The organism is Sneathiella sp., assembly GCF_036960985.1.
Taxonomy (GTDB): Bacteria; Pseudomonadota; Alphaproteobacteria; order Sneathiellales; family Sneathiellaceae; genus Sneathiella.
On sequence record NZ_JBALWD010000011.1, the window covers coordinates 39081 to 63757 of the forward strand.

The following is a 24677-nucleotide window of genomic DNA, read 5'->3' on the forward strand; positions in this document are numbered from 1 at the left end:
CGCAGGGCAGGATTGCAAAATTAGTTCTTTATGTTCAAAAACGGGCATCCTATTCTGAGATTCATGTCGTCTGTCCGCTTACTCCTCAAACCATTTCTTGCCGCTCCGCCCGTCTTTCAAGCCGCTTGTTTAATGATATTGTCCTGTTTCGTCCTTTCGCTTATGGGCGGGCTTATCCGTACGGTAGCGGATAGCGGACTACCCGTGTTCGAAATTGTTTTTTTGCGGAATGTCGCGGGACTATTATTTATCCTGCCCTGGTTTTTAAAAAATGGATTTAGTTCCTTAAAAACCAATCGACCGTGGCTTTACGGATTTCGAAGTATCGTTGGCTTTTTGTCCATGTTCACGTGGTTTTATGCGGTAAGTGTTTTGCCGCTAGCGGATGCGGTTGCATTGAACTTTACCTCTCCGATTTTCGGCACAATTCTGGCCATTTTTGTTTTGAAAGAAATCGTTGGAATCCGCCGGGGACTGGCGATGGTTGTGGGTTTTTTAGGGGCAATGATCATTCTGAGACCAGGGTTAGAGGAAATGAGCCTTGGCGCATACGCCGCCATATTCTCGGCCATGACAATGGCATGCGCCGCAACATGTGTGAAAATACTCTCGAAGACAGAAAGTACGACTTCCATTGTGGCCTGGACACAAATTATGATTTTACCTATGTCCTGTATTCCTGCCTTGTTCGTCTGGCAGATGCCGACGATGGATCAAGTTCTGATAATTCTTGGTATCGGGTTCCTGGGCACCATCGGCCATCTGTGTTTTACCAAGGCTTTCTCGCTGGTTGACGCGTCGATTGTTATGCCCTTCGACTTCTTCCGTCTGATTTTTTCGGCGATTGTTGGTTTTCTGTTTTTTATGCAGGAGCCAGATATTTACACCTATATCGGCGCGGCCGTTATTTTTAGCTCATCCATTTACATTGCCATTCGGGAATCGCGGGTGAGTGCGGCTGCGGCTCGGGAAAAAGAGGCGTTGGCGCACGCCCTTGCTGATACGACTTTGGGATCCGGTAGATGAATATGCGCGCCGCGGGTCTCCGTTGGCTTCGCGTCTGGCATACCATTCCAGCGAATGGACAAGGCGCGCTTTGGATGTTGCTCGGGGGTCTGTGTTTTTCTTTCATGGGAATTGGCATCAAGTTTCTTGGTGAGGGCATGGACAGTTTCCAAATCGGATTTCTACGCGCTTTGTTCGGTTTGATCGTTATTCTTCCCTTCGCTCTTCGACATGGAACTGCACCGCTTAAGACGAAAGTTTTGAAATTGCACATTATGCGTGCGCTGGTTGGTGTCACAGGAATGCTCTGTATTTTCTATGCGATTACACATTTACCGCTGGCGGATGCAGTTGCGTTAACCTTTACCCGCCCCTTATTTCTAATCGTTCTGGCCGTCCTTTTTCTGGGCGAGCAAGTCAGGTGGCGACGCTGGTCCGCGACAGCAGTCGGGTTTCTCGGCGTCTTAGTTATGGTACAATCTCAAGCCGAAATTGAGTTTGCTGCCATTGTCGCTTTATTCGGGGCATTGATGGTCGCTTTGGTTTCCGTCTTCCTGAAAAAACTAAGCGCAACGGAACGACCGGCAACCATGATGTTTTACTTCGGGATCATGGCATCACTTTTTTCTCTTGGGCCTGCTTTGGTTGTTTGGGTTCCACCCACCTGGGAAGACATTGCCGTATTGTCGGTATTGGCCTGTTTTGGATCCGGTGCAAATTTCTGTGCTATTCGCGCCTTCTCCATTGGCGAAGCAACAGCAGTCGCCCCGTTTGACTATATGCGTCTGATTTTTTCAGGTATTCTCGGATTTCTGATTTTCGCTGAAATCCCCGACATTTGGATGGTTTTAGGAGCTTGTATTATTGTCGCGTCGAGTTTGTATATCGTGCGTCGTGAGGCGGGAATAGGTAAATCCAAACGCCCACAACTCCCCGATACCTAGGTCCCAAGTCGGTATTGTTAATGTTGCCTATGGACAAATTTACGGGCATAACTCACTTTCAATAAAGAATATAAATGTGCTGCTAACAAGACGATTTGTTAACAGACAACCACATGAGAGAAGGTTACTGAATGTACATAGATGGTCAATGGTGCAGCGCGGATAACGGCGCAGTTTTTGATGTTTTCAATCCTGCAACTGGTGAGACAATAAAATCTGTTCCAGCTGGCGGAGCTGGGGATGCAAAGAAAGCAATCGCAGCAGCAGAAGCCGCTTTTGTAGATTGGTCTAAGACAACAGCATACCAGCGGTCGGCATTTCTATATAAAGCCTATCAAATAATGCTTGAGCGGAAAGAAGACCTTGCCCGCATTATGACCGAAGAGCAGGGGAAGCCTCTGAAGGCGGCACGCAATGAAGTGCAATATGGTGCTGATTTTCTGTTGTGGTACGCCGAAGAAGCCAAACGGGTCAATGGAGAAATCCTGCCCTCCGCGCGGGCCGATCAACGATTTATGGTAATCCGTCAACCGGTAGGCGTCGTAGCGGCGGTGACCCCCTGGAATTACCCCATTTCAATGATCACCCGTAAAGTAGGACCGGCTTTGGCTGCTGGGTGCACTGTTGTGTTGAAGCCAGCGGAGGCAACGCCACTTTGCGCAATTGCCATGTTCGAGATTTTTGAAGCGGCGGGTCTTCCAGAAGGCGTTGTCAATCTTGTTACGGCATTGGATCCTAAACCTATTGGTACGGAATTTACGACTAACCCGGCAGTGCGCAAATTAACTTTCACCGGATCAACCAACGTTGGCAAGATGCTGGCCGGTGAGGCTGGAGCCCAGATGAAACGGATTTCGTTAGAACTTGGCGGGCACGCACCGTTCATTGTCTTTGACGATGTTGATCCGGCCCATGCGGCAAAAGGCGGATCTTTGGTGAAGTTTTTGAATACGGGACAAGCCTGTATTAGTCCCAATCGGTTTTTCGTCCATAGCTCTGCATATGATCAGTTTGTCGCGACGTTTACGGAACGCGTTCAAAAGATGAAAGCCGGGAGTGGTTTTGACGAAGGCGTAGCCATTGGACCGTTAGTGAATCAAGCGGCGATTGACAAGGTTGACCGGCAAGTAACTGATGCCGTGAAGAAAGGGGCGGAAGTTGTGGCCGGCGGGTCCGTTTTGCAATCAGATGGTCTCGATAAAGGGCATTTCTATGCGCCAACAGTGCTGGCGAATGTCACGCCAGATATGCTGATTTACCGGGAAGAGACCTTTGGCCCTGTCGCGCCAATCATTAAGTTTGAGACAGAAGAAGAAGTATTACAGATGGCCAATGATACGGTTTATGGCCTTGCAGCCTATGTTTATACGCGGGATATCTCGCGTGCCATGCGGATGTATGAAGGATTGAGGTTCGGTATCATCGGGATCAATGACATAAACCCGACATCCGCTGCTGCCCCCTTTGGTGGGATGAAAGAGAGTGGCCTGGGCCGGGAAGGCGCGAAAGACGGGATCCTCGAATATCTCGAAACCAAGTTGGGCGGTTTCTCTATTTAGGGTCTCCGTGACAGCTTTACGTATTTAAAAAATACCGGCGTTCCCATACTCAATGAGATTATGCCGGTATTTTAAGGCGATATAGCAGATATCTACGCATTCTTTCGTTTGCGTCTCCAGCCCATTATTCCAAGGAGAGTAATTCCGGCGCCGTAAAGCGGGAAGGCTGCAGGTAGTGGGACAGCGCTGATGTTCAGTGGACCGCCGCCATTGAGGCTTGTCTGTTCTATTGAGAAGACGTTATTCAGAGATTTGTTCCATTGCGTCCAATCCATGGTCGGCCGGGCTTTCTCAATAAAAGAGAACATGTAATCACCGGCGCTCAATCCTGAAATATCGACACCTTGCCAACCTGTGACCGGACCGCAAGAATTACAGTTCTTGATATAAGAATCGGCAAAAATTCCGACCAATGGGCCAGAGCCCCGAACTGATCCGCTTGCATAAAAATTATTTACGCCGTCAACCAGGCCCAAAGGTTTGCCCCCGTTACCGTTGTACTGGCTTAATGAAAAGGCCTCTGTAACGGAATCAAAAAGCGTTCCGTTGACGCCTGTTAATCTAAGACTTCCTTCCATAGGAACATTTCCTGGTCGTCCAAGATGATTGTAGTTTCCAACCCAAAATGTCAGCTCGCCCGGATTATCTGCAGGTACAAATCCAATTGAAACTGTGTGTGCTTGAGAGGAAGAAGAAACGCCAATCAATCCAATAATTGCAGCTGTTAGGCCGAGAATTGATTTTTTCCCATATATGTTTTTCATAATTAATGCTCGCTTTGTTCAATGTAAACGATGAATACATCAATAACTTCGCAAGAGGCATGCCACATAAATTCAGGGATCAAAATTTTTAGAAATGGCTGTTTTCTGCCGAAAAATAGAAATCCCTAAATAGCAAAAGGCGTAAAAGATTTTGTTTTTCTCACAATGAATTTCACATTGAGAAAATAGACATCGAAAAAGTGATTATGATGGAGCGGTGAAGAGAGGCCCACGCGATATCATTGAAATCGATAATCGCGTGAGAATAAATCTTTGGCTTGCTAGAGAGCCACCTCAAAAGAGGCTTCAGTATTGGCCTGGACTTCTTCCAATGTGACACCCTCGGCAAGTTCGATTAGCTTCATGCCAGCGTCGCCTGATCGATCAAAGGTAAACACCGCTAAATCGCTGATTACCATATCAACAACATTTTTACCTGTTAAAGGCAAATTACAAGTTTTAAGAAGTTTGGGCTGACCTTTAGCGGTGTGTTCCATCAAAACGATGACCTTTTTCACGCCGGCCACCAAATCCATGGCACCGCCCATGCCCTTGACCATTTTGCCCGGGATCATCCAGTTCGCCAGATCGCCATTTTCGGCAACCTGCATGGCACCAAGAATAGAGAGGTTGATGTGACCACCTCGAACCATTGCGAAAGAGTCCGCGTTGGAGAAATAGCTGGTTGTCGGAAGTTCCGTGACGGTTTGCTTGCCTGCATTAATCAGATCGGCATCCTCCTCCCCCTCATATGGGAAAGGGCCCATGCCAAGCATTCCGTTTTCGCTCTGCAACTGGATTTCCATACCTTCAGGGATGAAATTCGAGACAAGCGTCGGGATTCCAATTCCAAGATTAACGTAAAACCCGTCTTCTAGTTCCCGGGCGGCGCGCTGCGCCATTTGATCTCTTGTCCAAGCCATTTTATCTGTTCCTTTGCGTGATCGGTCAGGCGACCTGGGTTCTGGGGCGGGTTGTCCGCTGTTCGATATGCTTCACCGGATTGGGTACATGTACGATGCGCTGGACGAAAATTCCGGGAACAACGATATGATCGGGGTCGATTTCGCCCGGCTCCACCAGATGTTCGACTTCTACAATGGTTATCTTGCCGGCGGTTGCCATCATGGGGTTAAAGTTACGCGCCGTTTTACGGAATACCAGATTACCTTCCTTGTCGGCCATATAGGCATGCACAAGTGCGATATCTGCTGTAAGACCCCGTTCCATCACATAGTCTTCACCGTCGAAGTTTTTGATTTCCTTGCCTTCGCTGACAAGTGTCCCGACACCGGTTTTCGTATAGAAGGCCGGAATACCCGCACCACCTGCCCGAATTTGTTCAGACAAAGTTCCTTGCGGCGTAAAAACAACATCCAGATCGCCGGCGAGGTACTGTTCCGCAAAAAGCTTGTTTTCGCCCACATAAGAAGAAATCATGGTGGCGATCTGCTTGCTTTCCAGAAGAACCCCAAGGCCGATACCATCAACGCCCGCGTTATTGGAAATTACGGTGAGACCGGTTGTTCCCGAATCTTTAACGGCATCGATGAGAGTTTCAGGAATTCCACACAATCCGAATCCACCGGACATCAGGGTCATTCCGTCCGTTAATAATCCGTCAAGCGCAGCCGTCGCATCGGCATAAATCTTACGGTCACTCATTCAGCAAGCTCCTTCTTGGCTAACCGGGTTGGGTCAGTATGCTAGCTTTATAACAAATTTATGCTGCTTTGCACAATTTTTTGAATTTGGTTGGAATAATATTCAAAATCAACCGCTTGTAGTATGCTCAAGCGTCGGAGTCGGCGGTTTCTTTTTCAAGGAAGGCGTCGGCTTTGTTACGATGTTCATCGGTGATGTGTCGATTTACCATTGTCATTGCCGCGATCAGGACGCTGGCATCATCGGTGAAGCCCAGACCGGCAATAAAATCGGGAATGACGTCGGCTGGCATAATAAAATAGGCCAGGGCGCCAAACAGGATGGCTTTCACAAAAGCCGGGCTTTTGCCGTCAACCGCGCAGTAGAAACTTGCCGTTACATCATCTGCAAACGGAATTTTACCCACATTACGACGGAGTTTCTGCCCAAACTCCCGCATGACAAGCATCTTGTCATTTTCGAGCTTTTCCGTATCAAACGCGGACATATCGTCGTCGGATTGTTTCGTCATGCCTTGTATATGCCTCTCTTGATTGCTGAATGCAACAACCCGCGTCTTCACTTTTTCTGTTCGGCCGTGTAAGGAAGGCAGCAGAATTCTGGATTTAGATAATAACAATTGGAGAAAAAGATGGATATTTCAGAAAAAGCGGCAATTGTCACGGGCGGGGCGTCCGGGCTCGGCCAGGCGACCGCTAGAAAGCTGGCGAAAGCCGGTGCGAAAGTCGCTATTTTTGATATGAATGCCGATGCGGCAGAAGCGATTGCCGCGGAAATCGGTGGCATAGCCTGCGTTGTAAATGTGTCAGACGATGCCTCAGTTGAGGCGGCCTTCGAAAAAGCCCGCGCCGCCCATGGCCCGGCCCGTATTCTGGTTAATTGCGCCGGTATCGGCCCGGCTGCAAAAACCGTTTCCAGTCGTGGCATGCATCCATTGGACAAATTTGAGCAGGTCATTGCGGTTAATCTGATCGGCACCTTTAATTGTCTGAGGCGGGCGGCCGATGACATGGCGAAAATGGATCCTATGGATAGCGGCGAGCGCGGCGTCTGTATCAATACGGCGTCTGTGGCGGCGTATGATGGTCAAATCGGGCAAGCCGCCTATGCGGCGTCGAAAGGTGGTATCGTTGGCATGACGTTACCGATTGCTCGGGATCTGGCCTCCGTCGGCGTACGGGTCATGACCATTGCTCCGGGGTTGTTCGAAACGCCTTTATTGAAAAGCTTGCCCGACGACGTGCAGGCGGCCCTTGGTGCCAGTGTTCCGTTTCCAAGCCGTCTGGGATATCCAGATGAGTATGCCTCATTAGCCCAGCAGATTGTTGAAAACCAGATGCTGAACGGCGAGGTTATCCGTCTTGATGGGGCTATTCGCATGGCGCCGAAATAACGGTCAGGCGGCTGCGTCCATAAATTTTGCCAGTTTGAAATCCTTGTCACTCACGCCATCGACATCGTGGGTGGCGAGGGTAACCTGGACTTTGTTATAGACGTTGAACCATTCCGGATGATGATCCATTTTCTCGGCTTTCATGGCAACCCGGGTCATAAAGGCAAACGCCCGATTGAAGTCTTTGAAGCGGAATTCCTTCGAGATGGCGTCCCGCCCGACGACCAGTTGCCAACCTTCGATCTCTTGCAATCCGGCCTGAATTTCCTTGAGTGTGAGTTTGCCGGTCATATCTTATTTCTCCTCAGCTGTATTTGAATGGGTGTCACAGACGACCTCTTTCCAGTATAAGCGCATTGAGAGAGACTATGTCGGTGCTGTCTCAAGAAGTCCAGTAATCCGGCAATCGAAATGAGGCCAAGATCGTCAAAGGAAAAAGCAGTTAGGTGCATGACAAAAATTAGCGAAGCAAGCCGCCAATGGTGGCATGAAGAAACAGAAGGCGTGGCCTTCACCCATGCGCTCGATATGACGCTTTTGCATTCGGAACAAAGCCCGTTTCAGAAAATCGAGATTTATGAGCATGCGATTTTCGGACGGATCCTTACCTTGGACGATCTTGTTCAAGCCTCCCATGCCGATGAGTTCATGTATCATGAGATGGCGGTGCATGTCCCGTTGCTGGGACGCAAACGGGTGAATGCGGAAGTCCTCATCGTCGGGGGCGGGGATGGCGGAATCCTCCGTGAAGTTTTACTGCATGATTTCGTCACCCGAGTTGTGATGGTCGAAATTGACGAGCGGGTTGTCGAGCTATCAAAAGAATACCTCGCCATCAATGGCGATTATGAGGATCCTCGCGTAGAGCTGATTATCGGGGATGCCGCAGAATATATGCGCGACGCGCGCAAGGAAAACGATCAGTTTGATCTGATCATCCTTGATTTGAGTGAACCCGTCGGCCCCTCGGCGAGCGTGTTCACCCGGGAGTTTTGTCAGAATTTTTCTGCTTGTATCAAAACAGACGGGGTTGTTCTCGACAGCGACAGTATTTTTGTTGGCAAAGATCGGGCCTATTTCCTGCAGGAGCTCTGCGGTGACAAGGATCAAAACCTGGTCTCCATCATGCAGTCAGATAAACTCTTGCCCCATGCGGCGGCCTACCGCTCCATCGTTCAGCTGTATCCGGCGGCGGAATTCGGGTTTTTCCTGTATAGTCATGATGGATATGATTATTCTCAGCCGGTGAAGGCGCATACGGGCCGTCATTATAATGCGGAACTGCACAGTGCGTCTTTTGCCTTGCCGACTTGGTGGAAGACGAATCTGGGTTTCTAGGGTCATGGCATGAAAACAACCGAACTCATATGCGATTTCGTTGGCGGTGCCGTCGGCCATCGCCGTCGCTTCGGTGGCGGTAAACAACAGGATTTGCCCAAGGCGCTGGGGTTTCGCGGACGGGTTATCCCGACTATTATTGATGCAACGGCGGGCCTTGGCCGCGATGCGTTTCTTTTGGCGTCGCTGGGGGCCAAGGTCACTTTGATTGAAAGATCTTCGGACGTCCATCAGCTGTTGTCTGATGGGATGCGCCGTGCCGCCGGAACCAATGAGGAATTGGCAGAAATCATTGGCCGGATGCATCTGATCCATGGCGACGCCCGTGTTCTGCTCCGTGACCTCGCACCCGAAACAGTCTTGATCGATCCCATGCATCCGCCTCGGGCCAAGTCAGCGCTGGTGAAAAACGAGATGCGGTTGTTGCGGGATCTGGTCGGTCATGATCCGGATTGTGCAGAACTGCTCCAGACTGCGCTGGACACCGCCTCCAAAAGAGTGGTGTTGAAATGGCCACGACGCGGGGATCAAATTCCGGGATTTCCCGCGCCCTCGCACCAAATTGTCGGTAAATCGACACGCTATGACGTGTTTATGCGCTAGCGATACTGTACGCGTGGTAAACTGGGCCTTATCTCGCAGCCTTTTGGTTTTATGAGAAAGGTTTAAAATGACAGATATAATTCTCCTTGATGGGTCAATTGGCCAAGAGATTGTCAATCGATCGGAAGGTCGGGCAACCCCTCTGTGGTCAACAGCGGTGATGATGGAACATCCACAAATTGTTGCAGATGTTCATTTGGACTATTTCAAATCAGGCGCAACAATTGCCACGACCAATACCTATGCTGTGCTCCGCGATCGGTTGAAGCCAGCAAATTTGGAAAATCAGTTCGAGCGATTGCAGGAAAGTGCCATTTCGATGGCCGAGCAGGCCAGACAAACCCATGGCTCTGGGCGAATAGCGCTGTCACTCGGTCCTTTGGTCGCGTCGTACCAGCCGGAGACATGTCCGGCCCCGGAAGTTGCGGAAAGCTTGTATCGCGAGATTATTTCAAATTTGGCCGCGCGCGCAGATATTATTGTGGCGGAAACCATGTCGTCGCTCCGACAAGCTGAAGGGGCGCTGCGCGCCCTGCAAGGTTCTGGAAAACAGAATTGGGTGGCGATAACCGTTGATGATTTCGATGGAACGAAACTCAGGTCAGGCGAGTCCGTACGGGATATGCAAAACTTGCTGGATCTGTATCGACCAGACGCCATTCTGGTAAATTGTTCGCGGCCGGAAGTCGTCGCCGCGGCCTTGGATATTATCAAGGAATTCGGCATACCTTTCGGGGCTTACGCCAACGGGTTCACCGGGATAACTGAGGAGTTCCTGGTTGAAGCACCGACGGTTGACGCTCTGCAGGAGCGGGACGATCTTGGGCCTCGAGTTTACGGGGATTTTGCCATGACTTGGGTGGCGCAAGGAGCAACAATCATCGGTGGGTGCTGTGAAATCGGCCCTGATCATATAGCCGATATAGCCCGCCGTTTGACGGATGGCGGTCATTCCATCTGCTAGTCGCCTAAACCCGATGACGGCGATAACGGCACCTCGATCGGATCGAGGTCGAATATAACTTCTTCATTGTAAAGGGCGCCTGAGGATGCGAGATGACTGGAAAACAGTGAAAAATTGTTGACCGGTACGGGTTTTATTTTGAATAAGGCATGATCGGTCAAATAGCTTCTGACCTTCTCATAAGGCGATTTATGGACCCGGGCCAGAGTGATATGAGGCCGAAAGCGCCGATCTTCAATCTTGATCCCAATCGATTCAATCGCCGTGACAATTTTATGATGCAACAAGGTCAATGTTTCTAGATTGCGGACGCCTGCCCATAAAATGCGCGGGCGTTTGTTGCTGCCAAAGACACCCACATCCTCAATATCCAGATAAAAAGCCGGATGCGTTAATTTTCCCAGCGCCGTGGAAATCTCCAGAAGATCCGGTGGCTGAACGTCCCCGATAAAAGCCAGGGTGACATGGAAATTATTGTCGGAAATCCAGCGAGCATCCGGAATACCACCGCGCAAGACGGCGATGTTATCTTTCACCTCTTGTGGTAATGCGATGGCAACGAAAAGGCGCATTTGGCAACTCCTTTACGGACAGGGATAAGGGTGCATCATATGTATTTTATCAATTTCCGCGATGATGTCATCGGAGAGTTCCAAATCAATGCTGTCAATATTCTCTTTCAGTTGGTCGAGCGTTGTTGCGCCGATTATGGACGATGTTACAAATTGCCGGCTATTGACGAAGGCAAGGGCCATTTGAATGGGGTTCAGGTCATTTGCCTGAGCCAAGGCAAAATATTTTCCGGCCATTTCATCGGCGAGATCGGTCGTGTAGCGTTTAAAGCGATCATATACCGTATGCCGTGCGCCCACCGGTTTGGCACCGTTCAGGTATTTCCCCGACAAGACACCCATGGCGCTCGGAGAATAAGCCAGTAAGCCGCATTGCTCGCGGATGGATACTTCAGCCGAACCAACCTCATATGTCCGGTTCAACAGGCTGTATGGGTTTTGCACGGACGCCATTCTGGGCAGGTTATGTTGCTCGGCTAAATGCAGATAATGCATAATGCCCCAAGCGCTTTCGTTGGAGATGCCAATCTGCCGGATTTTACCGGATTTGACGAGATCTCCCAGAGCAGTCAGCGTTTCTAGAAGTGGTGTGTCGTCTTCATTCTCCACATGCTCATAGCCGAGCTTTCCGAAATAATTGGTGGAGCGTTCCGGCCAATGCAGTTGATACAAGTCGATATAGTCTGTCTGCAGATTTTTCAGGCTTTTATCAATGCCTTCTTCCAGGTGACGCGCCTTCAGCTTGGTCGGTTCGCCGCGAAAATACAGCGTGTCCGTCGGACCAACAGCTTTTGACGCGATGATCACCTTGTCGCGGGCTTTTCGCGATGTGTGCCAGCTTCCGATATGTTTTTCGGATAACCCTTGCGTTTCTTCACGCGGCGGGATGGGGTACAGTTCGGCAGTGTCGAGAAAATTAATGCCCATATCCAGGGCCAGATCCATTTGCGCATGGGCGTCGGCCTCGGAGTTTTGCTCTCCCCATGTCATGGTGCCCAGACAAACAACGCTGACGTCCAGGTCAGAGCGACCCAGTTTTCTATATTTCATACTATTTCCTATATTATGGAGTTGGGATCACGGCAAACCGGTCCTAGTTTTCGATGAAGCGCTGCACATAGGGCAACATGTTATTGACAATGATTTTAACGCCTTCCGCATTGGGATGTATATAGTCACTTTGATTAAGGGCGGGGTCGGAGGCCACATCTTCCAGAAAGAACGGGTAGAAGTCGGCCCCGTATTTCTCCGCAAGATCCGGAAAGATCTGGTCAAACTCGGTGGTATAATTTGCCCCCATATTCGGCGGCGCCTTCATGCCCGTCAGCAAGACAGGAATATTTTTCTCCTGCAGGAGAATGAGGATTTTTTCCAGATTATCCCGCGTGATTTCCGGCAGGATGCCCCGCAAGGCATCATTGGCGCCGAGTTCCAGAATGACAAAGTCCGCATCATTGCCAAGGGCCCAGTCCAGTCGTTGCAATCCGCCGGTTGTCGTATCGCCAGAGACGCCCGCATTGTCGACAACGACATTCAAGCCCTTTGCCTGCAGCGCGGCTTCAAGCTGCGTTGGAAAATCCTCGCCTTGCGGCAACCCATAGCCGGCGGTCAAACTGTCACCAATAGCAACAATTCGGACAGATTTTTCGGCATATGCATCACATATACCGTAAAAAATGATCATAAAGAGGGCAAATATGTTGATAATTGACAACTGACCGCCATATGCCAAAGTCAGGCCTCGTTTATTTTGCATTGGAATACTATTGCCTCAAGAACCTATCATCTCGTTAAAAGACATTCATCTCACACTTAAGTCAGATGCCGGCCCTGTCAATATCTTACGTGGTATAGATTTGACTGTACAGGTGGGTGAGACGGTGGGCATTGTCGGTCCGTCTGGCTCCGGCAAGTCGACCTTGATGTCGATCATGGCCGGTTTGGAGGTGCCCACGTCCGGTTCCGTCCTGATGGCCGGAGAGGCGATCGAAAAACTCGATGAAGATGCGCTGGCGAGATTTCGCCGCGAAAATATTGGCATTGTTTTTCAGTCCTTTCATCTGATACCAACCATGACAGCTCTTGAGAATATCGCCATTCCACTGGAACTGGCGGGCCGGGCAGACGCCTTCGAGGTAGCAGCTGAAAAACTCGCGGCCGTGGGCCTTGCGGACCGGTCGACACATTATCCGTCCCAGCTTTCAGGCGGTGAACAACAACGGGTCGCCCTGGCGCGGGCGGTGTGCACCAATCCGAAAATTTTGCTGGCCGATGAACCGACGGGAAATCTGGATGGTAAAACCGGGCATATTATCGTCGACTTGATGTTCGAGTTGCATGCACAGCAGGAGGCGACACTCATCCTGATCACTCATGATGATCAACTGGCGCGCCGATGCGATCATCTGGTACGGCTTGAAGATGGCCGGATCGCGTCCATCGAAACCATGGCCGAGCAGGTGGCCGCCGGTGAATAGTCGGACCAATCCTGAAACATTCGCGCTTGCTGTCAAATTTGCCACTCGGGAAATGCGCGGCGGCCTGAAGGGCTTTCGCATTTTTCTGGCCTGTCTGGTGTTGGGGGTTGCGGCCATTGCCGGTGTCGGCACGTTGTCATCGTCGATCACCGAAGGCTTGAAAGCTAACGGGCGGGTAATTTTGGGCGGCGATATAGATGTCCGCCTGATCCAGCGGCCCGTAACGGCCGAGGAATATGATTGGTTGAGCGCGCGGGGCACCATTGCCCAGATTGAAACAACCCGGGCCATGGTCCGGGTGGTCGATAATGACAAACGGACACTGTCAGAGGTCAAGGCGATTGACGAGCTTTATCCGTTGTTCGGGGTCTTCACCTTGTCGGAACAAACGCAAAATGAGCCAGTAGAAAAACTACTGGCTCAAAATGGCGGTTTTTTCGGGGCTCTCGTCGAGCAGGGGCTGATCGATCGACTGTCGTTGCACCTTGGCAGCCAGATCCTCATCGGTGAACTGACCCTGGAAGTGCGCGGTATCATCCAGTCGGAACCGGATAAGGCGTCACAGGGAATGGCGCTGGGTCCCAGAACCATTATTTCCGAAGAGGCGTTGGTCCAGACAGAACTTATCCAGCCCGGAAGCCTGGTGCGTTATCACTATCGACTTGATTTGAACGACACTATTTCGGTTGCCGATTTCCGCGAAGCTGCGGCTCGCGATATGCCCGACGCGGGATGGCGGATCCAGGACGCGTCCAATGGCGCCCCCGGAATTAAACGGTTTGTAGACCGTGTCGCACTGTTCCTGACCCTTGTCGGATTGACGGCCCTCATCGTTGGCGGTGTCGGCGTTGGCAACGCGGTCAGAACCTATCTTGACGGAAAAATAGCCACCATCGCCACGCTGAAATGTCTGGGTGCCAGCAGTGCCTTTATTTTCCGCATTCATTATCTGCAAGTGCTGTTTCTGGCGTTCGTCGGATCGTTTATCGGACTTATTCTGGGGATTGGCGGTGCCATGGTCGCCTCTGGATTCTTGGCGCGGGCCTTGCCGGTGCCGCCAGAAATCACGTTGCAAGCCGGACCGCTGTTCCTGGCCATCGCCTATGGCTTGCTGACGGCAACCCTGTTCGCTATCTGGCCTCTGGCCCGGGCGCGGGAAACTCCCGCTGCCTCGCTGTTCAGAGATGTGGTCTCCCGTCATCGCTGGCCCCGGGCTCGCTATCTCGTGGCCATTGTGGCCGCCTTTGCCATGATGGTGTCGCTGGCAATTTTCACCAGTCAGGAACGCTATTTCGCCATTGGATTTGTGGTCGCCGCATCCTGTATCTTCGGGATACTGATTTTCGTCGGATATGCCGTCCAGTTTGCCGCCCGTAAACTCCCGCGCTCCCGGATCCCGACTTTGCGGCTGGCCATTGCCAATTTATATCGGCCCGGCGCGGCAACGACCAGCGTCGTCCTGTCCATGGGCCTGGGCCTGACATTATTTGTCACAGTCGCCTTGATCGAAGGCAACCTGACCCGGCAAGTACAGGAACAACTCCCGGAAAAGGCTCCGGCGTTTTTCTTCATTGATATCCAGTCGGATCAATTGGATGAGTTTGTCGAAACGGCAGAAGCGGTCTCCGGTGTCAGTGATGTCAATCACGTTCCGAATATGCGTGGTCGTATCGTCAGTGTTAAAGGTGTTTCGGCAGAGCAGTTGACGGTCGCGCCGGAAGCCAAATGGGCGCTGCGCGGGGATCGTGGTCTGACATATGCTGCCACGCCGCCGCCCGGGGCCACGGTTGTCGAGGGCAGCTGGTGGCCTGAGGATTATCAAGGGCCGCCCCTGATCAGCATCGGCCGTGATATCGGCAAGGGGTTGGGGCTGGAACTCGGGGATTCCATGACGGTTAATGTCATGGGCCGGGAAATCGAAGCGAAAATTGCCAACTTCCGCGAGATCGACTGGACAACATTGGCCATTAACTTCGTCATTGTTTTTGACCAGAACGCGTTGGCGGGTGCCCCGCATGGGCATTTGGCGACAGCCCGGGCAGATACGGCGGCTGAGGCCTCTCTGTTTCGCGATATCACCAACAAATTTGCCAACATCTCGGTAATCCGCATGAAGGAAGCGTTGGAAACCGTTAGTCGTATTTTGGAGCAACTTTCGTCGGCCGTGTCGGCAACGTCATCGATCACGCTGGTGGCCGGCATGCTGGTTCTCGCGGGCGCCTTTGCCGCCGGGCATCGCAAACGGGTATATGATGCCGTCATCTTGAAGGTTCTTGGCGCGACGCGAAAAGATATCTTCAAGGTGTTTTTGCTGGAATATGCGTTATTGGGGTTGGTGACATCGATAATTGCCGCCGCGGCCGGCTGGACAGCATCCTATCTGGTGATCACGGAATTGCTGGAAGCCAAATGGATTAATCTGCCGATGACGGTACTGGTGACCATTGTCATCAGCGTGGCGGTAACGTTGGTTTTCGGGTTATTGGGGTCGTGGAATGCGCTTGGGGAAAAAGTGGCGCCAGTTCTCAGGTCGGATTGAGAAGCACCTGACCGCTCCGAAGAGCGATCAGGGAACCAGGAGGAAATGGGAGATTTCCTCAGATTCAATTAGCTTTTAGTCGTTGCTTTTTTGTATTCTTCCTCGGACAATTCACCACTACTGTCCATGTCCGCTGAAGCAAACTGGGCTTGGCTCGTGTCAGGCATGACAACAGCCAATTCTTCGAAGCTGACAGTGCCATTACCGTTTGCATCTACCTCTGCGAATGGAGGCGCTGCAGCGAAAGCCGAAGCGGCCGCAAAAGTTGTCAACGCGGCGGCTGTAATCAGAATCTTTTTCATAATAGTTCTCCAAGTCTTTAAAAATAGGACGAAAGGGAACGGCAAAAGGCCATTATTCCGACAAACGGTCCAACAGCAAATATCTTTCCCGATCTCGTTGCTGGTGTTCGAGAACCAATGTGATGGGGAATAGTGGCCAGAAAAAGCCGCCAAATAGGCAGCTTAAAGGAAATATTGTGTCAATAAATACACCTTATTCGGGTGTAAATGTGAACACCGGTTAGATGCGGGATCAAATGGCAGCCATTAAGACGTGACGTTACATTCTTTCTTTATTTCAGCGATCTTCTCATCCAGCTTTTTATTGTAGTCACCGGTCGCCATTTTGATACGCTTGCCTTCCGTACCGGTAACGATGCCTTCAATGAGGCTGATGGGGATGACAGCGAGAATACCATTGGCAACTTGCTTGCCGGTATAAATTTTTTCGCTTTGCAAGCCCCGAATATCCCCTTCTGCGGTTCCGCAATTAACAGGCTTTTTAATATCGGCTTCCGCCTGTTTATACGCAGCTTTCTCTTTTTCCACCGCGCTGCAGGCGGTCATCGCTGTGGCCAAGGCTAGAAACGTTGCAATGGTGGTAAATTTCATTTTGACCCTCGTATTGTTGTAATTGCGTGCCCAGATATTAGACAGAGCGGTGTATTTTTCGTCAAGTGTTGACTGCTATCCATCTGCGGAATGTTGGATTTGTGCCGTTTGTGCGGTATCCAATCTGGCAGGCCAAGGGAATTAACCTTCTCTTGACGTTGATTTTCCTTGAATTTTTATGGAAAAAATACAATATAACTATTGAAATTAACTCCTTAGAGGAATTCTAAATGGCGACAGACTTTTCGAAGCTTAATACGGCAAGAGCGGGATCCGTCGATCAAGCCGTTCTTGATGAAGGCCTGCGCAGTTATATGCTCAAGGTCTATAACTATATGGCATCAGGTTTGGCACTGAGTGGCATTACTGCCGCGGTGACTGCAAGCAACCCGGCAATTTACAACGCAGTGTTTGGTACACCGTTGCAATGGGTCGTCATGCTGGCACCACTTGGATTGTTATTTGCCATGAGCCGCACGAGTGCGAGCACGACAAAGATCCTGTACTGGGTCATGGTTGCTCTATTTGGCATATCCATCAGCTTTATCTTCCAGATTTATACGGCGGAAAGTGTTATCCGGGTGTTCTTTATCACCTCGGCGACGTTCGGTAGTGCCAGCTTGTATGGCTATGTGACGAAACGCGATCTGACTGGATTTGGCAGCTTCCTGTTTATGGGGCTGATCGGTATCATCATAGCCTCAGTCGTCAATATCTTCATGCAATCCACCATGATGCATTTCGTCATCTCGGTTTTGGGTGTGTTGATCTTCACCGGTTTGACAGCTTACGATACACAGCGGATTAAATCCCAGTATTATCAAGGGCATAGTCAGGAAGTGCTGGAAAAAGGCGCGGTTATGGGTGCGGTTTCCATGTACCTGAACTTCTTGAACCTGTTCATGATGTTGCTTAGCCTGCTCGGCAATCGCAACTAAGACTGTTTCAACGTAATTGAAAAACCCGGCCTTGTGCCGGGTTTTTTGTTGTCTGAATGGCACAGACTGCTAAACTTGTTGGATAACAAACAGCCCTCGCTAATCACAAGAAAGGGACAGCAATATGCGCCTCCTCATCGCCATGATGAAACATGAAACCAATACCTTCTCACCCATTATCGCCGACTGGCAGCGGTTTCAGGACTGGAGCGCCTATCTGGGAGAAGACGCGCTAAAGGCTTATGAAGGCACAGGGATGCCGTTTGGCGCCTATGTGGAACTGGCCCGCGCGGCTGGCGCAGAAATAATCACACCCGTTGCTGCCGAGGCCATGCCCTCCGGCCCGGTGACGGAGCATGCCTTCAACATGATGGCCGACGCCATTCTGGATGCGGTGCGCGGTGGTGTTGACGCCGCCATGCTGGATTTACACGGTGCCATGGTTGCCGATCATACGGACGACGGGGAGGGAACACTGCTCGAGAGAATTCGCGAGATTGATCCAGATTTACCCATCGCAGTTACCCTGGACCTGCACTGTAATCTGACGGACAAGATTATGGATAATTGTACGGCATTGATCGGGTACAAGACGTATCCGCATGTGGATATGTACGAGGTTGGCAAACAAATTGGTGAAGTGCTGCTGGACAGTATGGCCGGTAAAGTCAATCCGGTGATGTCCTGGGGGAACACGCAGCTTTTGAGCCAAACCTTGCGGCAGGGAACTGACAATGAGCCCATGGCAACATTGATCCGAATGTGCTGCGAAGCAGAACAAGAGCCGGGCGTCCTGGCGGCGACAGCCTTTGGCGGCTTTGCCCTGGCCGACATTCGGGATGCCGGGAATTCAGTCATTGTCGTGACCGATGGTGACAAGGCCAAGGCTGATGAAATTCGGGATCGTATTTTGGCCAAAGCCTGGGATCTTCGGGAAGATTTCGTCTATGAGCATACGCCGCTGGAAGAGCAGGTTGCCAAAGCCAAGGAAATGACCGAAGGGCCGGTTCTCTTACTCGATCACGCCGATAATTGCGGATCCGGCGCCACGCAGGATGTGATGACCGTGATTGCAGAAGTGCTCCGCCAGGGGTTGGAAGATGTGGCGGTTGGGGCAGTCTGGGATCCCGCGGCCGTGCAGGAAATGCAAAAATCCGGAATCGGTTCGACCATCACACTGAAGCTGGGCGGGAAAACCGATATGCCGCAAATTGGCGAAGTTGGCGAACCGTTGATGCTGACCGGAACGGTGAAAACCCTGACCAATGGTGAATGGATTGTCCGGGGCCCCATGTATACCGGGGTGAAGGTCTTTATGGGACCGACAGCCGTCCTGGAGACCGAGAATATGGAAATCGTCATTGTGTCCAATCATCATGAACCTTGGGATACCGGGGTCTTTACATCGGTCGGAATCCAGCCAGAATATAAACGCTATCTGATCCTCAAAAGCCGCATTCATTATCGTGCCGGCTTCGCCTCCATTGGTAAGGCGACATTGACATTGGATGGTAAAGGGGTGACCACGTCCGATAATAATCTGCTCCGCTATGAAAAAGTAAGACGTCCTATTTATCCTTTGGATCTGATAAACGAGGCCTGAACCATGCTGAACGACGCCTACGGAAACCCGGTAACGACAAATTCTGCCGACACCATCAAGGTGATTGACGCCTTCGTTGACAGTTATATCGGGTTCGGGACCGATTTCTCCGGTATTTTCGGGGCAGCGGATCGGGATCCGGATTGCGCCATCGCCGCCGCTTATGCGACGTTGCTGGGCCTGTTCGTCGAGACGCCGGCCCGGGTTGATCTGTCGGGGAAATATTCCAAGATGGCAAAAGCTGCCTTTGGCAAAGCCACGGAGCGCGAACAGATCTTTACTTCCGCCGTGTTGTGCCTGCATGCGCTGGACGTTGCCGGTGCTTTGACGCATTTCCGAACGCTGGCCAGTGATCATCCCGGCGATCTTTTTTCGGTCAAGCTCGGCCAGAACACTTATTTCAATCTTGGTGATGATGACGGGCTGCTCTGGTTGATCAATCAGGTGTTCGATCGGCATAAAGACTGTGCTTACGCCTATGGCATGCGAGCTTTTGGCCATGAGCAGCAAAGTAAATTTGCGGAAGCCGAAGCGGATGGCCGCCGGGCCACCGAGATGAAGCGCAAAGAACCCTGGGCACATCATGCCGTTGCGCATGTTCTTCTGACACAGGGCCGCCACGATGAAGGCATAAAATGGATGGCGGATTTGTCCAATGAATGGGAAGATCGAAACAGCTTTATGTTTACCCATAACTGGTGGCATCAGGCGCTGTTCTTTCTCGAACAGGAAGATTTTCAAACACCGTTGAAGCTCTATGACGAGAAAATATGGGGGGTGGACAAAACCTATAGTCTGGATCAGGTCAATGCTATTTCCCTGTTGTGGCGTCTGGAACAGTTGGGTGTCGATGTGGGCGATCGTTGGGCGGATTTGTCATCATTCGTTGCCGATAGAACCCTGATCAATGATCAGCCCTTCTTTGACATGCATTATGTTTATGCTCTGGCGCGCGGTGGTCAGACTGAGGCGCTGGAGGCTTTGATGGCGGGCGCCGAAAAATTGGGCCGCGACGCCCCGAAGCTGACCCGCACCGTCTGGGCCGATGTCGCTGTTCCGTCCATGCGCGGCTATATCTCTCTCGTCCAGGGGGATCACAAAGCCGCTGTTCAGCAAATGGCAACCGCCCAGCCGCGCTTGCAGGAAATAGGCGGCAGTCATGCTCAGCGAGATATGTTCCAGCTGGCCTGGGTGACCAGCCTCGTGGAAGCCGGTGATTTTGATCGTGCGTTACCAATCCTGGAAGCTCGCATCGCGTTTCGGCAAGGTGTTGCCATGGATACGCATTTGCTGGAGAATGCCCGCGCCCGCGCCTCTTAAACGCGCCAGGAGTATGGACCATGAAGAATGACACAGCGGCAGACAACCGGACGAGACGGGTTTTCGCCTTATTGGATGAGTATGGGTCCAGCCATCAAAACCGCACCAACAAACTTATCCACTGGGTTGCGGTGCCGGCGATCTTCTGGACCATCGTGGCGTTGTTGTGGGAAATCCCGACGCCTGCGACCTTCGCCGACATCCCCTATCTTAATTGGGCGACCCTCGCGCTGGCCATTACCGTGATCTATTATGCGATGCTATCTTGGACATTGGCCATCGGCATGGTGCTCTTTACCGTTGCCTGTTTCGGTTTGATTAACGCCTATGAGGCGGCGCCTGTTTTCGGCTTGCCGCTTTGGCAATTCGCCGTTGCGGTTTTCATAATTGCCTGGATTTTTCAGTTTGTCGGCCATAAAATTGAAGGCAAGAAACCGTCGTTTTTCAAAGACGTACAATTTTTGATGATCGGCCCGGCGTGGCTGATGGGGTTCGTTTACCGAAAATTGTCGCTGCCGATATAACAGCGCGGGGTCGCAGATAAACCCGCCACCCCGTCCCGTTAAATGTTAGCTCTTAACCAGCAATTTATAGTCGGGCGTAGTGTTGAGTGGGCAAGAATAAAGATATTCGCCTTCTGTCAACTCGACTTCATAATCAAGTGTCTTACCGGTATCCATGCCACCGCCGGAGATGCTGATTTTACTGATTTTATGGAGCGGATTGGCCCAATTATAATCATGTTCGCGCAACCAGAAGCCCAAAGAATAGGGGACATTCTTATTGGTGACCCGGAAGATGTACTTACCCGGCTTCAAAGTAAGCGTTTCTGAGTCCATCACGCGCATGTCGCCGCTTTTCGCGTTGATTTTCTCGCAATCCGCTTGTTCCTTTGACATATACATGTGATCGGTGCCGTTTTCCGCTTCGACAAACTGGCAAGGTGTTTGCGTCAGTGTAATGATCGTGACGTCGTCTGCCGCAGACTGCGCAGGGCCCGAAAAACCAACGGCCATTGTTAAGCCGGCTAATGCGGCGGTGGTAGTCAGGGAAAGTAATTTCATCTTTTCGATCCGTTTTCGTCTGGTTAAAGAAGGTGCGTTACGATGTATAATTTCAGTGTTGCAGGGGTATTTGCAATTCACACTGTTTCACTGCTGCGTGAGGCCGCGCCAGGTGTTAATCGATTGCCTTGAAACGCATGCGATCAAAAACCTTCAAGACTTGATCCAATGTCTTTCCACGTTTGAGGATCCGTCCGTTTTGCGCGAGCACCGAGAAGGCGCCTTGTTTCGCCGCGAGCCGTGGCTCTTTGTATATTCTGTAGAGCGGTCGATCCGTTGTCCGATGGAAAATGGCGAAAATACAGGTGTTCTTGTCTTGACCTATGGCATAATCGCGCCATTCGGATTTCGCGACCATCTGGCCGTAAACTTGTAAAATTTGGCCAAGTTCAAGTCGATTGAAAAAAACCGGCGCCGGAGTTTGCCCCGTTTGCGACTGCTTCGCAGACCGGGTCAAATGGTGATCGTCGAAACTTACAACCTCACTCATTCTCTCTCCATCTAGCCTCTGGACGATTATTTTCGGCTAAGCTGACGAATTCGTCAAGTTTTGTGACGAACCGTCTTGTATTTTATCGTATATCTATGAGTTAAATATAGTCATCAATCTCGAATGGTTAAAGAACGGGAGACGCAAATGGTTGAGAAAATTTCGAAAAGCGACGCTGAATGGAAAACCCAATTGTCGAAAGAACAATATCGCGTTACACGGAAAAAGGGCACAGAACGTGCTTTTACGGGCCCGTTGAATGAGAATAAAGCAGCAGGTACCTATAAATGTATCTGCTGTGACGAACCCTTATTCTCTTCGGAAACTAAATACGAATCTGGAACAGGTTGGCCAAGTTTCTACAAACCACTTAGTGAAGAAATGGTGGGTGAGGTTGAGGATCGCAGTTTCTTTATGCGACGCGTGGAAGTCGTCTGTAATAAATGTGATGCGCATTTGGGACATGTGTTCCCCGACGGACCCGAGCCGACCGGCTTGCGCTATTGCTTGAATTCCGCGTCGCTGGAGTTTGAGGGTGACGATAAATGATGTTTAATTTTTAACGCTAATTTCCGAGGAAAAATGACATGCGGCCGTGTGGTCTTCTCCGACAGTGGCAAGCGGTGGCTTATCGCGCCGGCAAATATCCTGAACCATGGGACAACGGTCCTGAAAGGAACATCCTTGTCGCTGTTCGGTCTGTCCTGTGACATTTCCACTTAATTTGATACGTGTCCGTTTTACGGACGCGCCGGGCTGCGGTACGGCATCGAGGAGGATACGGGTATAGGGATGAGCAGGCGCCGCAAACAGGTCTTCGGTACGACCTTTTTCAACAATCTCACCCAGATACATTACCGCAACCTCGTCACAGAGATATTCCACCACCGCCAGATCATGGCTTATGAACATATAAGTAACGCCAAAGGTATTTTGTAAATCTTTGAGTAAGTTCAAAACCTGCGCTTGTACCGAGACGTCGAGGGCGGAAACCGGCTCGTCAGCGACGATCAATTCTGGATGAGTGATCAGGGCACGAGCGATCGCAATGCGTTGCCGTTGTCCACCTGAGAATTCATGAGGATATTTTCCTGCGTCAGTTTTCTTCAGACCAACTGATTCAAGGGCTTCTGTCGTCCGCATTTCTTTGTCTTTTTCTGAAAGAGGACCAAGTGCCGCAAGAGGTTCAGCGACAATCCAACCGACATTGTGATGCGGGTCAAGAGAACCGTATGGGTCTTGAAACACCATTTGGAAATGTTGGCGGAGCGGTCGTAATTGATCGAAACTTTTCCCGACAACTTCTGACCCCAAAATTTTAACAGAGCCGGCATCCGTCTCCTCTAGCGCCATAACATTGCGGGCTAAAGTCGATTTACCGCACCCGCTTTCGCCAACTATCCCAAAGCTTTTACCTTTCTGAATGGTAAAGCTCACGCCATTGAGCGCAAAAACATGGCCCGGCGGGGCAAACAGTCTTTCACGAGGCAGCCGATAGTGCCGGACAAGATCCGTAACCTCCAAAACTGGTTGTGAGGGAGATTTTTCTGTCATTCGTAAAGCTCCCCGGGCTTCATGGTGCGGGCTTTATCCAGGTTGTGGCAAGCGACATTGTGGCTGTCGTCGAGACGATTCTGGGGTGGAATTGTCTCCCGGCATTGAGCCGTGGCCAGTGGGCACCGGTCCGTGAAAGTGCAGCCTGAAGGTAAATTGATCAGATCTGGTACGGTGCCGGGAATGGTCACTAAACGGGCGCCTCGACCCATTCCCAGTTTCGGCATGGCCGCAAATAACCCTTGCGTATAGGGGTGAGAGAGTTCATCAAAAATTCGATCCGTTTTACCGGTTTCAACGGCTGCTCCACCATACATGACCATCACCGTTTCTGCGTTTTCAGATATGACGCCCAAATCATGGGAAATCAGGATCAGCGCCATTCCTTCTTCGTGCACCAACCCCTGAATAAGGTCCAGTATTTGATCTTGAATGGTCACATCCAATGCTGTTGTCGGTTCATCGGCAATGAGTATATCCGGCGCGCAGGATAACGCGATGGCAATCATGACACGCTGGCGCTGTCCACCGGAAAGCTGATGCGGATAGTTATGCAGACGTTCCTTCGGGTTAGGAATGCCAACCCGATCCAGCAATGCGATGGTCTCCGTGGCAGCTGCAGCTTTCGACAACCCTTTATGTAAACGAAGTGGTTCCATGATTTGCCGGCCAACCGTATGTACCGGGTTGAGCGACGTCATGGGCTCCTGAAATATCATGGCCATGTTATTACCGCGAATATGGCACAACTCAGCTTCTGATTTTGTCAGTAAGTTTTGACCGTTTAAGGCAATGGTACCGTTTGTTTCACTATGTTCTGGAAGCAGGCCCATAAGCGCTAAAGCTGTCATGGATTTACCGCATCCACTTTCACCAACAATGCCCAAGGTTTCTCCTTTTTCCAAAGAGAAGGTTAAATTCCGCACGGCGCGCGCCGGACCATCATTTGTTGCCAAGGTAACACTGAGATTATCGACATTCATAAGGGCCAT

The 24677-nt window shown here is 50.9% G+C and carries 28 protein-coding genes; 14 read left to right on the forward strand and 14 right to left on the reverse strand.

Going from position 1 to position 24677, the window contains the following annotated elements; genetic code table 11:
* Positions 1 to 63 precede the first annotated feature (63 nt).
* The 3 genes from V7723_RS08505 to V7723_RS08515 all read left to right on the forward strand — a co-directional run bounded on the left by V7723_RS08505 (position 64) and on the right by V7723_RS08515 (position 3508).
* Complete coding sequence (locus V7723_RS08505) at positions 64 to 1026, forward strand: DMT family transporter (protein ID WP_335684029.1); 963 nt, start codon at positions 64 to 66, stop codon at positions 1024 to 1026.
* Positions 1023 to 1949 carry a DMT family transporter gene (locus V7723_RS08510; RefSeq protein ID WP_335684030.1) on the forward strand — a complete coding sequence of 309 codons (927 nt, stop codon included), beginning with the start codon at positions 1023 to 1025 and terminating at the stop codon, positions 1947 to 1949. The genes V7723_RS08505 and V7723_RS08510 overlap by 4 nt, the downstream gene beginning before the upstream one ends.
* Positions 1950 to 2080: 131 nt before the next feature.
* The gene (locus tag V7723_RS08515; protein ID WP_335684031.1) at positions 2081 to 3508 is read left to right on the forward strand and encodes an NAD-dependent succinate-semialdehyde dehydrogenase; all 1428 of its coding nucleotides are present in this window, start codon (positions 2081 to 2083) and stop codon (positions 3506 to 3508) included.
* Between the two features lie 92 nt (positions 3509 to 3600).
* Here V7723_RS08515 and V7723_RS08520 read toward each other — a convergent pair whose 3' ends face one another.
* The 4 genes from V7723_RS08520 to V7723_RS08535 all read right to left on the reverse strand — a co-directional run bounded on the left by V7723_RS08520 (position 3601) and on the right by V7723_RS08535 (position 6448).
* Positions 3601 to 4272: a hypothetical protein gene (locus V7723_RS08520; protein ID WP_335684032.1), complete on the reverse strand. Its 672-nt coding sequence runs from the start codon at positions 4270 to 4272 to the stop codon at positions 3601 to 3603.
* 281 nt (positions 4273 to 4553) lie between these two features.
* On the reverse strand, positions 4554 to 5195 hold the full coding sequence (locus V7723_RS08525) for a CoA transferase subunit B (protein ID WP_335684033.1): 642 nt from the start codon (positions 5193 to 5195) through the stop codon (positions 4554 to 4556).
* A 25-nt stretch (positions 5196 to 5220) separates the two neighbouring features.
* Positions 5221 to 5937, reverse strand: a complete 717-nt coding sequence (locus V7723_RS08530) for a CoA transferase subunit A (RefSeq protein ID WP_335684034.1) — start codon at positions 5935 to 5937, stop codon at positions 5221 to 5223.
* A gap of 127 nt (positions 5938 to 6064) precedes the next feature.
* Complete coding sequence (locus V7723_RS08535; RefSeq protein WP_335684035.1) at positions 6065 to 6448, reverse strand: YkvA family protein; 384 nt, start codon at positions 6446 to 6448, stop codon at positions 6065 to 6067.
* A 120-nt stretch (positions 6449 to 6568) separates the two neighbouring features.
* On the opposite strand from V7723_RS08535, the gene V7723_RS08540 reads away from it, so the two are divergent.
* A complete protein-coding gene (locus V7723_RS08540; protein ID WP_335684036.1) occupies positions 6569 to 7330 on the forward strand; it encodes a 3-hydroxyacyl-CoA dehydrogenase in 762 nt (253 codons plus the stop codon).
* Positions 7331 to 7333: 3 nt separating this feature from the next.
* Here V7723_RS08540 and V7723_RS08545 read toward each other — a convergent pair whose 3' ends face one another.
* Positions 7334 to 7621 carry a 4a-hydroxytetrahydrobiopterin dehydratase gene (locus V7723_RS08545; protein ID WP_335684037.1) on the reverse strand — a complete coding sequence of 96 codons (288 nt, stop codon included), beginning with the start codon at positions 7619 to 7621 and terminating at the stop codon, positions 7334 to 7336.
* 159 nt (positions 7622 to 7780) lie between these two features.
* Here V7723_RS08545 and V7723_RS08550 point away from each other — a divergent pair, with 159 nt between their 5' ends.
* The 3 genes from V7723_RS08550 (at position 7781) to V7723_RS08560 (ending at position 10235) form a co-directional block, all read left to right on the forward strand.
* Entirely contained in the window at positions 7781 to 8668 is an 888-nt protein-coding gene (locus tag V7723_RS08550) for a hypothetical protein (protein ID WP_335684038.1), read from the forward strand.
* 9 nt (positions 8669 to 8677) lie between these two features.
* The gene (locus V7723_RS08555; RefSeq protein ID WP_335684039.1) at positions 8678 to 9271 is read left to right on the forward strand and encodes a class I SAM-dependent methyltransferase; all 594 of its coding nucleotides are present in this window, start codon (positions 8678 to 8680) and stop codon (positions 9269 to 9271) included.
* Between the two features lie 67 nt (positions 9272 to 9338).
* On the forward strand, positions 9339 to 10235 hold the full coding sequence (locus V7723_RS08560; RefSeq protein WP_335684040.1) for a homocysteine S-methyltransferase family protein: 897 nt from the start codon (positions 9339 to 9341) through the stop codon (positions 10233 to 10235).
* On the opposite strand, the gene thpR is transcribed toward V7723_RS08560, so the two are convergent.
* The 3 genes from thpR to V7723_RS08575 are packed head-to-tail and all read right to left on the reverse strand — an operon-like array spanning position 10232 to position 12563.
* Positions 10232 to 10807: an RNA 2',3'-cyclic phosphodiesterase gene (gene thpR / locus V7723_RS08565; protein ID WP_335684041.1), complete on the reverse strand. Its 576-nt coding sequence runs from the start codon at positions 10805 to 10807 to the stop codon at positions 10232 to 10234. The two genes, V7723_RS08560 and thpR, sit on opposite strands and share 4 nt — an antisense overlap.
* Before the next feature lie 12 nt (positions 10808 to 10819).
* Entirely contained in the window at positions 10820 to 11857 is a 1038-nt protein-coding gene (locus V7723_RS08570; protein ID WP_335684042.1) for an NADP(H)-dependent aldo-keto reductase, read from the reverse strand.
* 43 nt (positions 11858 to 11900) lie between these two features.
* Positions 11901 to 12563: an arylesterase gene (locus V7723_RS08575; protein WP_335684043.1), complete on the reverse strand. Its 663-nt coding sequence runs from the start codon at positions 12561 to 12563 to the stop codon at positions 11901 to 11903.
* Between the two features lie 10 nt (positions 12564 to 12573).
* Between V7723_RS08575 and V7723_RS08580 the strand changes: the two genes are divergently transcribed.
* Together V7723_RS08580 and V7723_RS08585 are read left to right on the forward strand one after the other, a co-directional pair.
* Positions 12574 to 13284: an ABC transporter ATP-binding protein gene (locus V7723_RS08580; RefSeq protein ID WP_335684044.1), complete on the forward strand. Its 711-nt coding sequence runs from the start codon at positions 12574 to 12576 to the stop codon at positions 13282 to 13284.
* Positions 13277 to 15823 (forward strand): ABC transporter permease, encoded by a 2547-nt coding sequence (locus tag V7723_RS08585; RefSeq protein WP_335684045.1) that lies wholly within the window; start codon positions 13277 to 13279, stop codon positions 15821 to 15823. Before V7723_RS08580 ends, V7723_RS08585 begins: the two co-directional genes overlap by 8 nt.
* A gap of 68 nt (positions 15824 to 15891) precedes the next feature.
* On the opposite strand, the gene V7723_RS08590 is transcribed toward V7723_RS08585, so the two are convergent.
* Together V7723_RS08590 and V7723_RS08595 are read right to left on the reverse strand one after the other, a co-directional pair.
* Positions 15892 to 16125: a hypothetical protein gene (locus V7723_RS08590; protein WP_335684046.1), complete on the reverse strand. Its 234-nt coding sequence runs from the start codon at positions 16123 to 16125 to the stop codon at positions 15892 to 15894.
* A 246-nt stretch (positions 16126 to 16371) separates the two neighbouring features.
* Positions 16372 to 16716, reverse strand: coding sequence for a hypothetical protein (locus tag V7723_RS08595; RefSeq protein ID WP_335684047.1), 345 nt, complete (start codon positions 16714 to 16716; stop codon positions 16372 to 16374).
* A 230-nt stretch (positions 16717 to 16946) separates the two neighbouring features.
* On the opposite strand from V7723_RS08595, the gene V7723_RS08600 reads away from it, so the two are divergent.
* From V7723_RS08600 to V7723_RS08615, 4 genes are all read left to right on the forward strand, one after another.
* Positions 16947 to 17654 (forward strand): Bax inhibitor-1/YccA family protein, encoded by a 708-nt coding sequence (locus V7723_RS08600; protein WP_335684048.1) that lies wholly within the window; start codon positions 16947 to 16949, stop codon positions 17652 to 17654.
* Between the two features lie 124 nt (positions 17655 to 17778).
* Positions 17779 to 19257: a M81 family metallopeptidase gene (locus tag V7723_RS08605; protein WP_335684049.1), complete on the forward strand. Its 1479-nt coding sequence runs from the start codon at positions 17779 to 17781 to the stop codon at positions 19255 to 19257.
* 3 nt (positions 19258 to 19260) lie between these two features.
* Positions 19261 to 20577: a tetratricopeptide repeat protein gene (locus V7723_RS08610; protein ID WP_335684050.1), complete on the forward strand. Its 1317-nt coding sequence runs from the start codon at positions 19261 to 19263 to the stop codon at positions 20575 to 20577.
* Between the two features lie 20 nt (positions 20578 to 20597).
* The gene (locus V7723_RS08615; RefSeq protein ID WP_335684051.1) at positions 20598 to 21101 is read left to right on the forward strand and encodes an Mpo1 family 2-hydroxy fatty acid dioxygenase; all 504 of its coding nucleotides are present in this window, start codon (positions 20598 to 20600) and stop codon (positions 21099 to 21101) included.
* 45 nt (positions 21102 to 21146) lie between these two features.
* Here the strand turns inward: V7723_RS08615 and V7723_RS08620 are convergent, their stop codons facing one another.
* Complete coding sequence (locus V7723_RS08620) at positions 21147 to 21641, reverse strand: hypothetical protein (protein WP_335684052.1); 495 nt, start codon at positions 21639 to 21641, stop codon at positions 21147 to 21149.
* A 115-nt stretch (positions 21642 to 21756) separates the two neighbouring features.
* Positions 21757 to 22131, reverse strand: coding sequence for a DUF2794 domain-containing protein (locus tag V7723_RS08625; protein WP_335684053.1), 375 nt, complete (start codon positions 22129 to 22131; stop codon positions 21757 to 21759).
* Between the two features lie 147 nt (positions 22132 to 22278).
* On the opposite strand from V7723_RS08625, the gene msrB reads away from it, so the two are divergent.
* Positions 22279 to 22680 carry a peptide-methionine (R)-S-oxide reductase MsrB gene (msrB, locus tag V7723_RS08630; protein WP_335684054.1) on the forward strand — a complete coding sequence of 134 codons (402 nt, stop codon included), beginning with the start codon at positions 22279 to 22281 and terminating at the stop codon, positions 22678 to 22680.
* A gap of 3 nt (positions 22681 to 22683) precedes the next feature.
* Here msrB and V7723_RS08635 read toward each other — a convergent pair whose 3' ends face one another.
* Both V7723_RS08635 and V7723_RS08640 read right to left on the reverse strand, forming a co-directional pair.
* Positions 22684 to 23685 (reverse strand): ABC transporter ATP-binding protein, encoded by a 1002-nt coding sequence (locus tag V7723_RS08635; RefSeq protein WP_335684055.1) that lies wholly within the window; start codon positions 23683 to 23685, stop codon positions 22684 to 22686.
* Positions 23682 to 24677, reverse strand: a complete 996-nt coding sequence (locus V7723_RS08640) for an ABC transporter ATP-binding protein (protein ID WP_335684056.1) — start codon at positions 24675 to 24677, stop codon at positions 23682 to 23684. Before V7723_RS08640 ends, V7723_RS08635 begins: the two co-directional genes overlap by 4 nt.

What these genes read in the sequence shown, in the direction of transcription:
- V7723_RS08505 (WP_335684029.1), top strand. Translation starts at nt 64, where the DNA reads ATGTCGTCTGTCCGCTTACTCCTCAAACCATTTCTTGCCGCTCCGCCC.
- V7723_RS08510 (WP_335684030.1), top strand. Translation starts at nt 1,023, where the DNA reads ATGAATATGCGCGCCGCGGGTCTCCGTTGGCTTCGCGTCTGGCATACC.
- V7723_RS08515 (WP_335684031.1), top strand. Translation starts at nt 2,081, where the DNA reads ATGTACATAGATGGTCAATGGTGCAGCGCGGATAACGGCGCAGTTTTT.
- V7723_RS08520 (WP_335684032.1), bottom strand. Translation starts at nt 4,272, where the DNA reads ATGAAAAACATATATGGGAAAAAATCAATTCTCGGCCTAACAGCTGCA.
- V7723_RS08525 (WP_335684033.1), bottom strand. Translation starts at nt 5,195, where the DNA reads ATGGCTTGGACAAGAGATCAAATGGCGCAGCGCGCCGCCCGGGAACTA.
- V7723_RS08530 (WP_335684034.1), bottom strand. Translation starts at nt 5,937, where the DNA reads ATGAGTGACCGTAAGATTTATGCCGATGCGACGGCTGCGCTTGACGGA.
- V7723_RS08535 (WP_335684035.1), bottom strand. Translation starts at nt 6,448, where the DNA reads ATGACGAAACAATCCGACGACGATATGTCCGCGTTTGATACGGAAAAG.
- V7723_RS08540 (WP_335684036.1), top strand. Translation starts at nt 6,569, where the DNA reads ATGGATATTTCAGAAAAAGCGGCAATTGTCACGGGCGGGGCGTCCGGG.
- V7723_RS08545 (WP_335684037.1), bottom strand. Translation starts at nt 7,621, where the DNA reads ATGACCGGCAAACTCACACTCAAGGAAATTCAGGCCGGATTGCAAGAG.
- V7723_RS08550 (WP_335684038.1), top strand. Translation starts at nt 7,781, where the DNA reads ATGACAAAAATTAGCGAAGCAAGCCGCCAATGGTGGCATGAAGAAACA.
- V7723_RS08555 (WP_335684039.1), top strand. Translation starts at nt 8,678, where the DNA reads ATGAAAACAACCGAACTCATATGCGATTTCGTTGGCGGTGCCGTCGGC.
- V7723_RS08560 (WP_335684040.1), top strand. Translation starts at nt 9,339, where the DNA reads ATGACAGATATAATTCTCCTTGATGGGTCAATTGGCCAAGAGATTGTC.
- thpR (WP_335684041.1), bottom strand. Translation starts at nt 10,807, where the DNA reads ATGCGCCTTTTCGTTGCCATCGCATTACCACAAGAGGTGAAAGATAAC.
- V7723_RS08570 (WP_335684042.1), bottom strand. Translation starts at nt 11,857, where the DNA reads ATGAAATATAGAAAACTGGGTCGCTCTGACCTGGACGTCAGCGTTGTT.
- V7723_RS08575 (WP_335684043.1), bottom strand. Translation starts at nt 12,563, where the DNA reads ATGCAAAATAAACGAGGCCTGACTTTGGCATATGGCGGTCAGTTGTCA.
- V7723_RS08590 (WP_335684046.1), bottom strand. Translation starts at nt 16,125, where the DNA reads ATGAAAAAGATTCTGATTACAGCCGCCGCGTTGACAACTTTTGCGGCC.
- V7723_RS08595 (WP_335684047.1), bottom strand. Translation starts at nt 16,716, where the DNA reads ATGAAATTTACCACCATTGCAACGTTTCTAGCCTTGGCCACAGCGATG.
- V7723_RS08600 (WP_335684048.1), top strand. Translation starts at nt 16,947, where the DNA reads ATGGCGACAGACTTTTCGAAGCTTAATACGGCAAGAGCGGGATCCGTC.
- V7723_RS08605 (WP_335684049.1), top strand. Translation starts at nt 17,779, where the DNA reads ATGCGCCTCCTCATCGCCATGATGAAACATGAAACCAATACCTTCTCA.
- V7723_RS08610 (WP_335684050.1), top strand. Translation starts at nt 19,261, where the DNA reads ATGCTGAACGACGCCTACGGAAACCCGGTAACGACAAATTCTGCCGAC.
- V7723_RS08615 (WP_335684051.1), top strand. Translation starts at nt 20,598, where the DNA reads ATGAAGAATGACACAGCGGCAGACAACCGGACGAGACGGGTTTTCGCC.
- V7723_RS08620 (WP_335684052.1), bottom strand. Translation starts at nt 21,641, where the DNA reads ATGAAATTACTTTCCCTGACTACCACCGCCGCATTAGCCGGCTTAACA.
- V7723_RS08625 (WP_335684053.1), bottom strand. Translation starts at nt 22,131, where the DNA reads ATGAGTGAGGTTGTAAGTTTCGACGATCACCATTTGACCCGGTCTGCG.
- msrB (WP_335684054.1), top strand. Translation starts at nt 22,279, where the DNA reads ATGGTTGAGAAAATTTCGAAAAGCGACGCTGAATGGAAAACCCAATTG.
- V7723_RS08635 (WP_335684055.1), bottom strand. Translation starts at nt 23,685, where the DNA reads ATGACAGAAAAATCTCCCTCACAACCAGTTTTGGAGGTTACGGATCTT.
- V7723_RS08640 (WP_335684056.1), bottom strand. Translation starts at nt 24,677, where the DNA reads ATGGCCCTTATGAATGTCGATAATCTCAGTGTTACCTTGGCAACAAAT.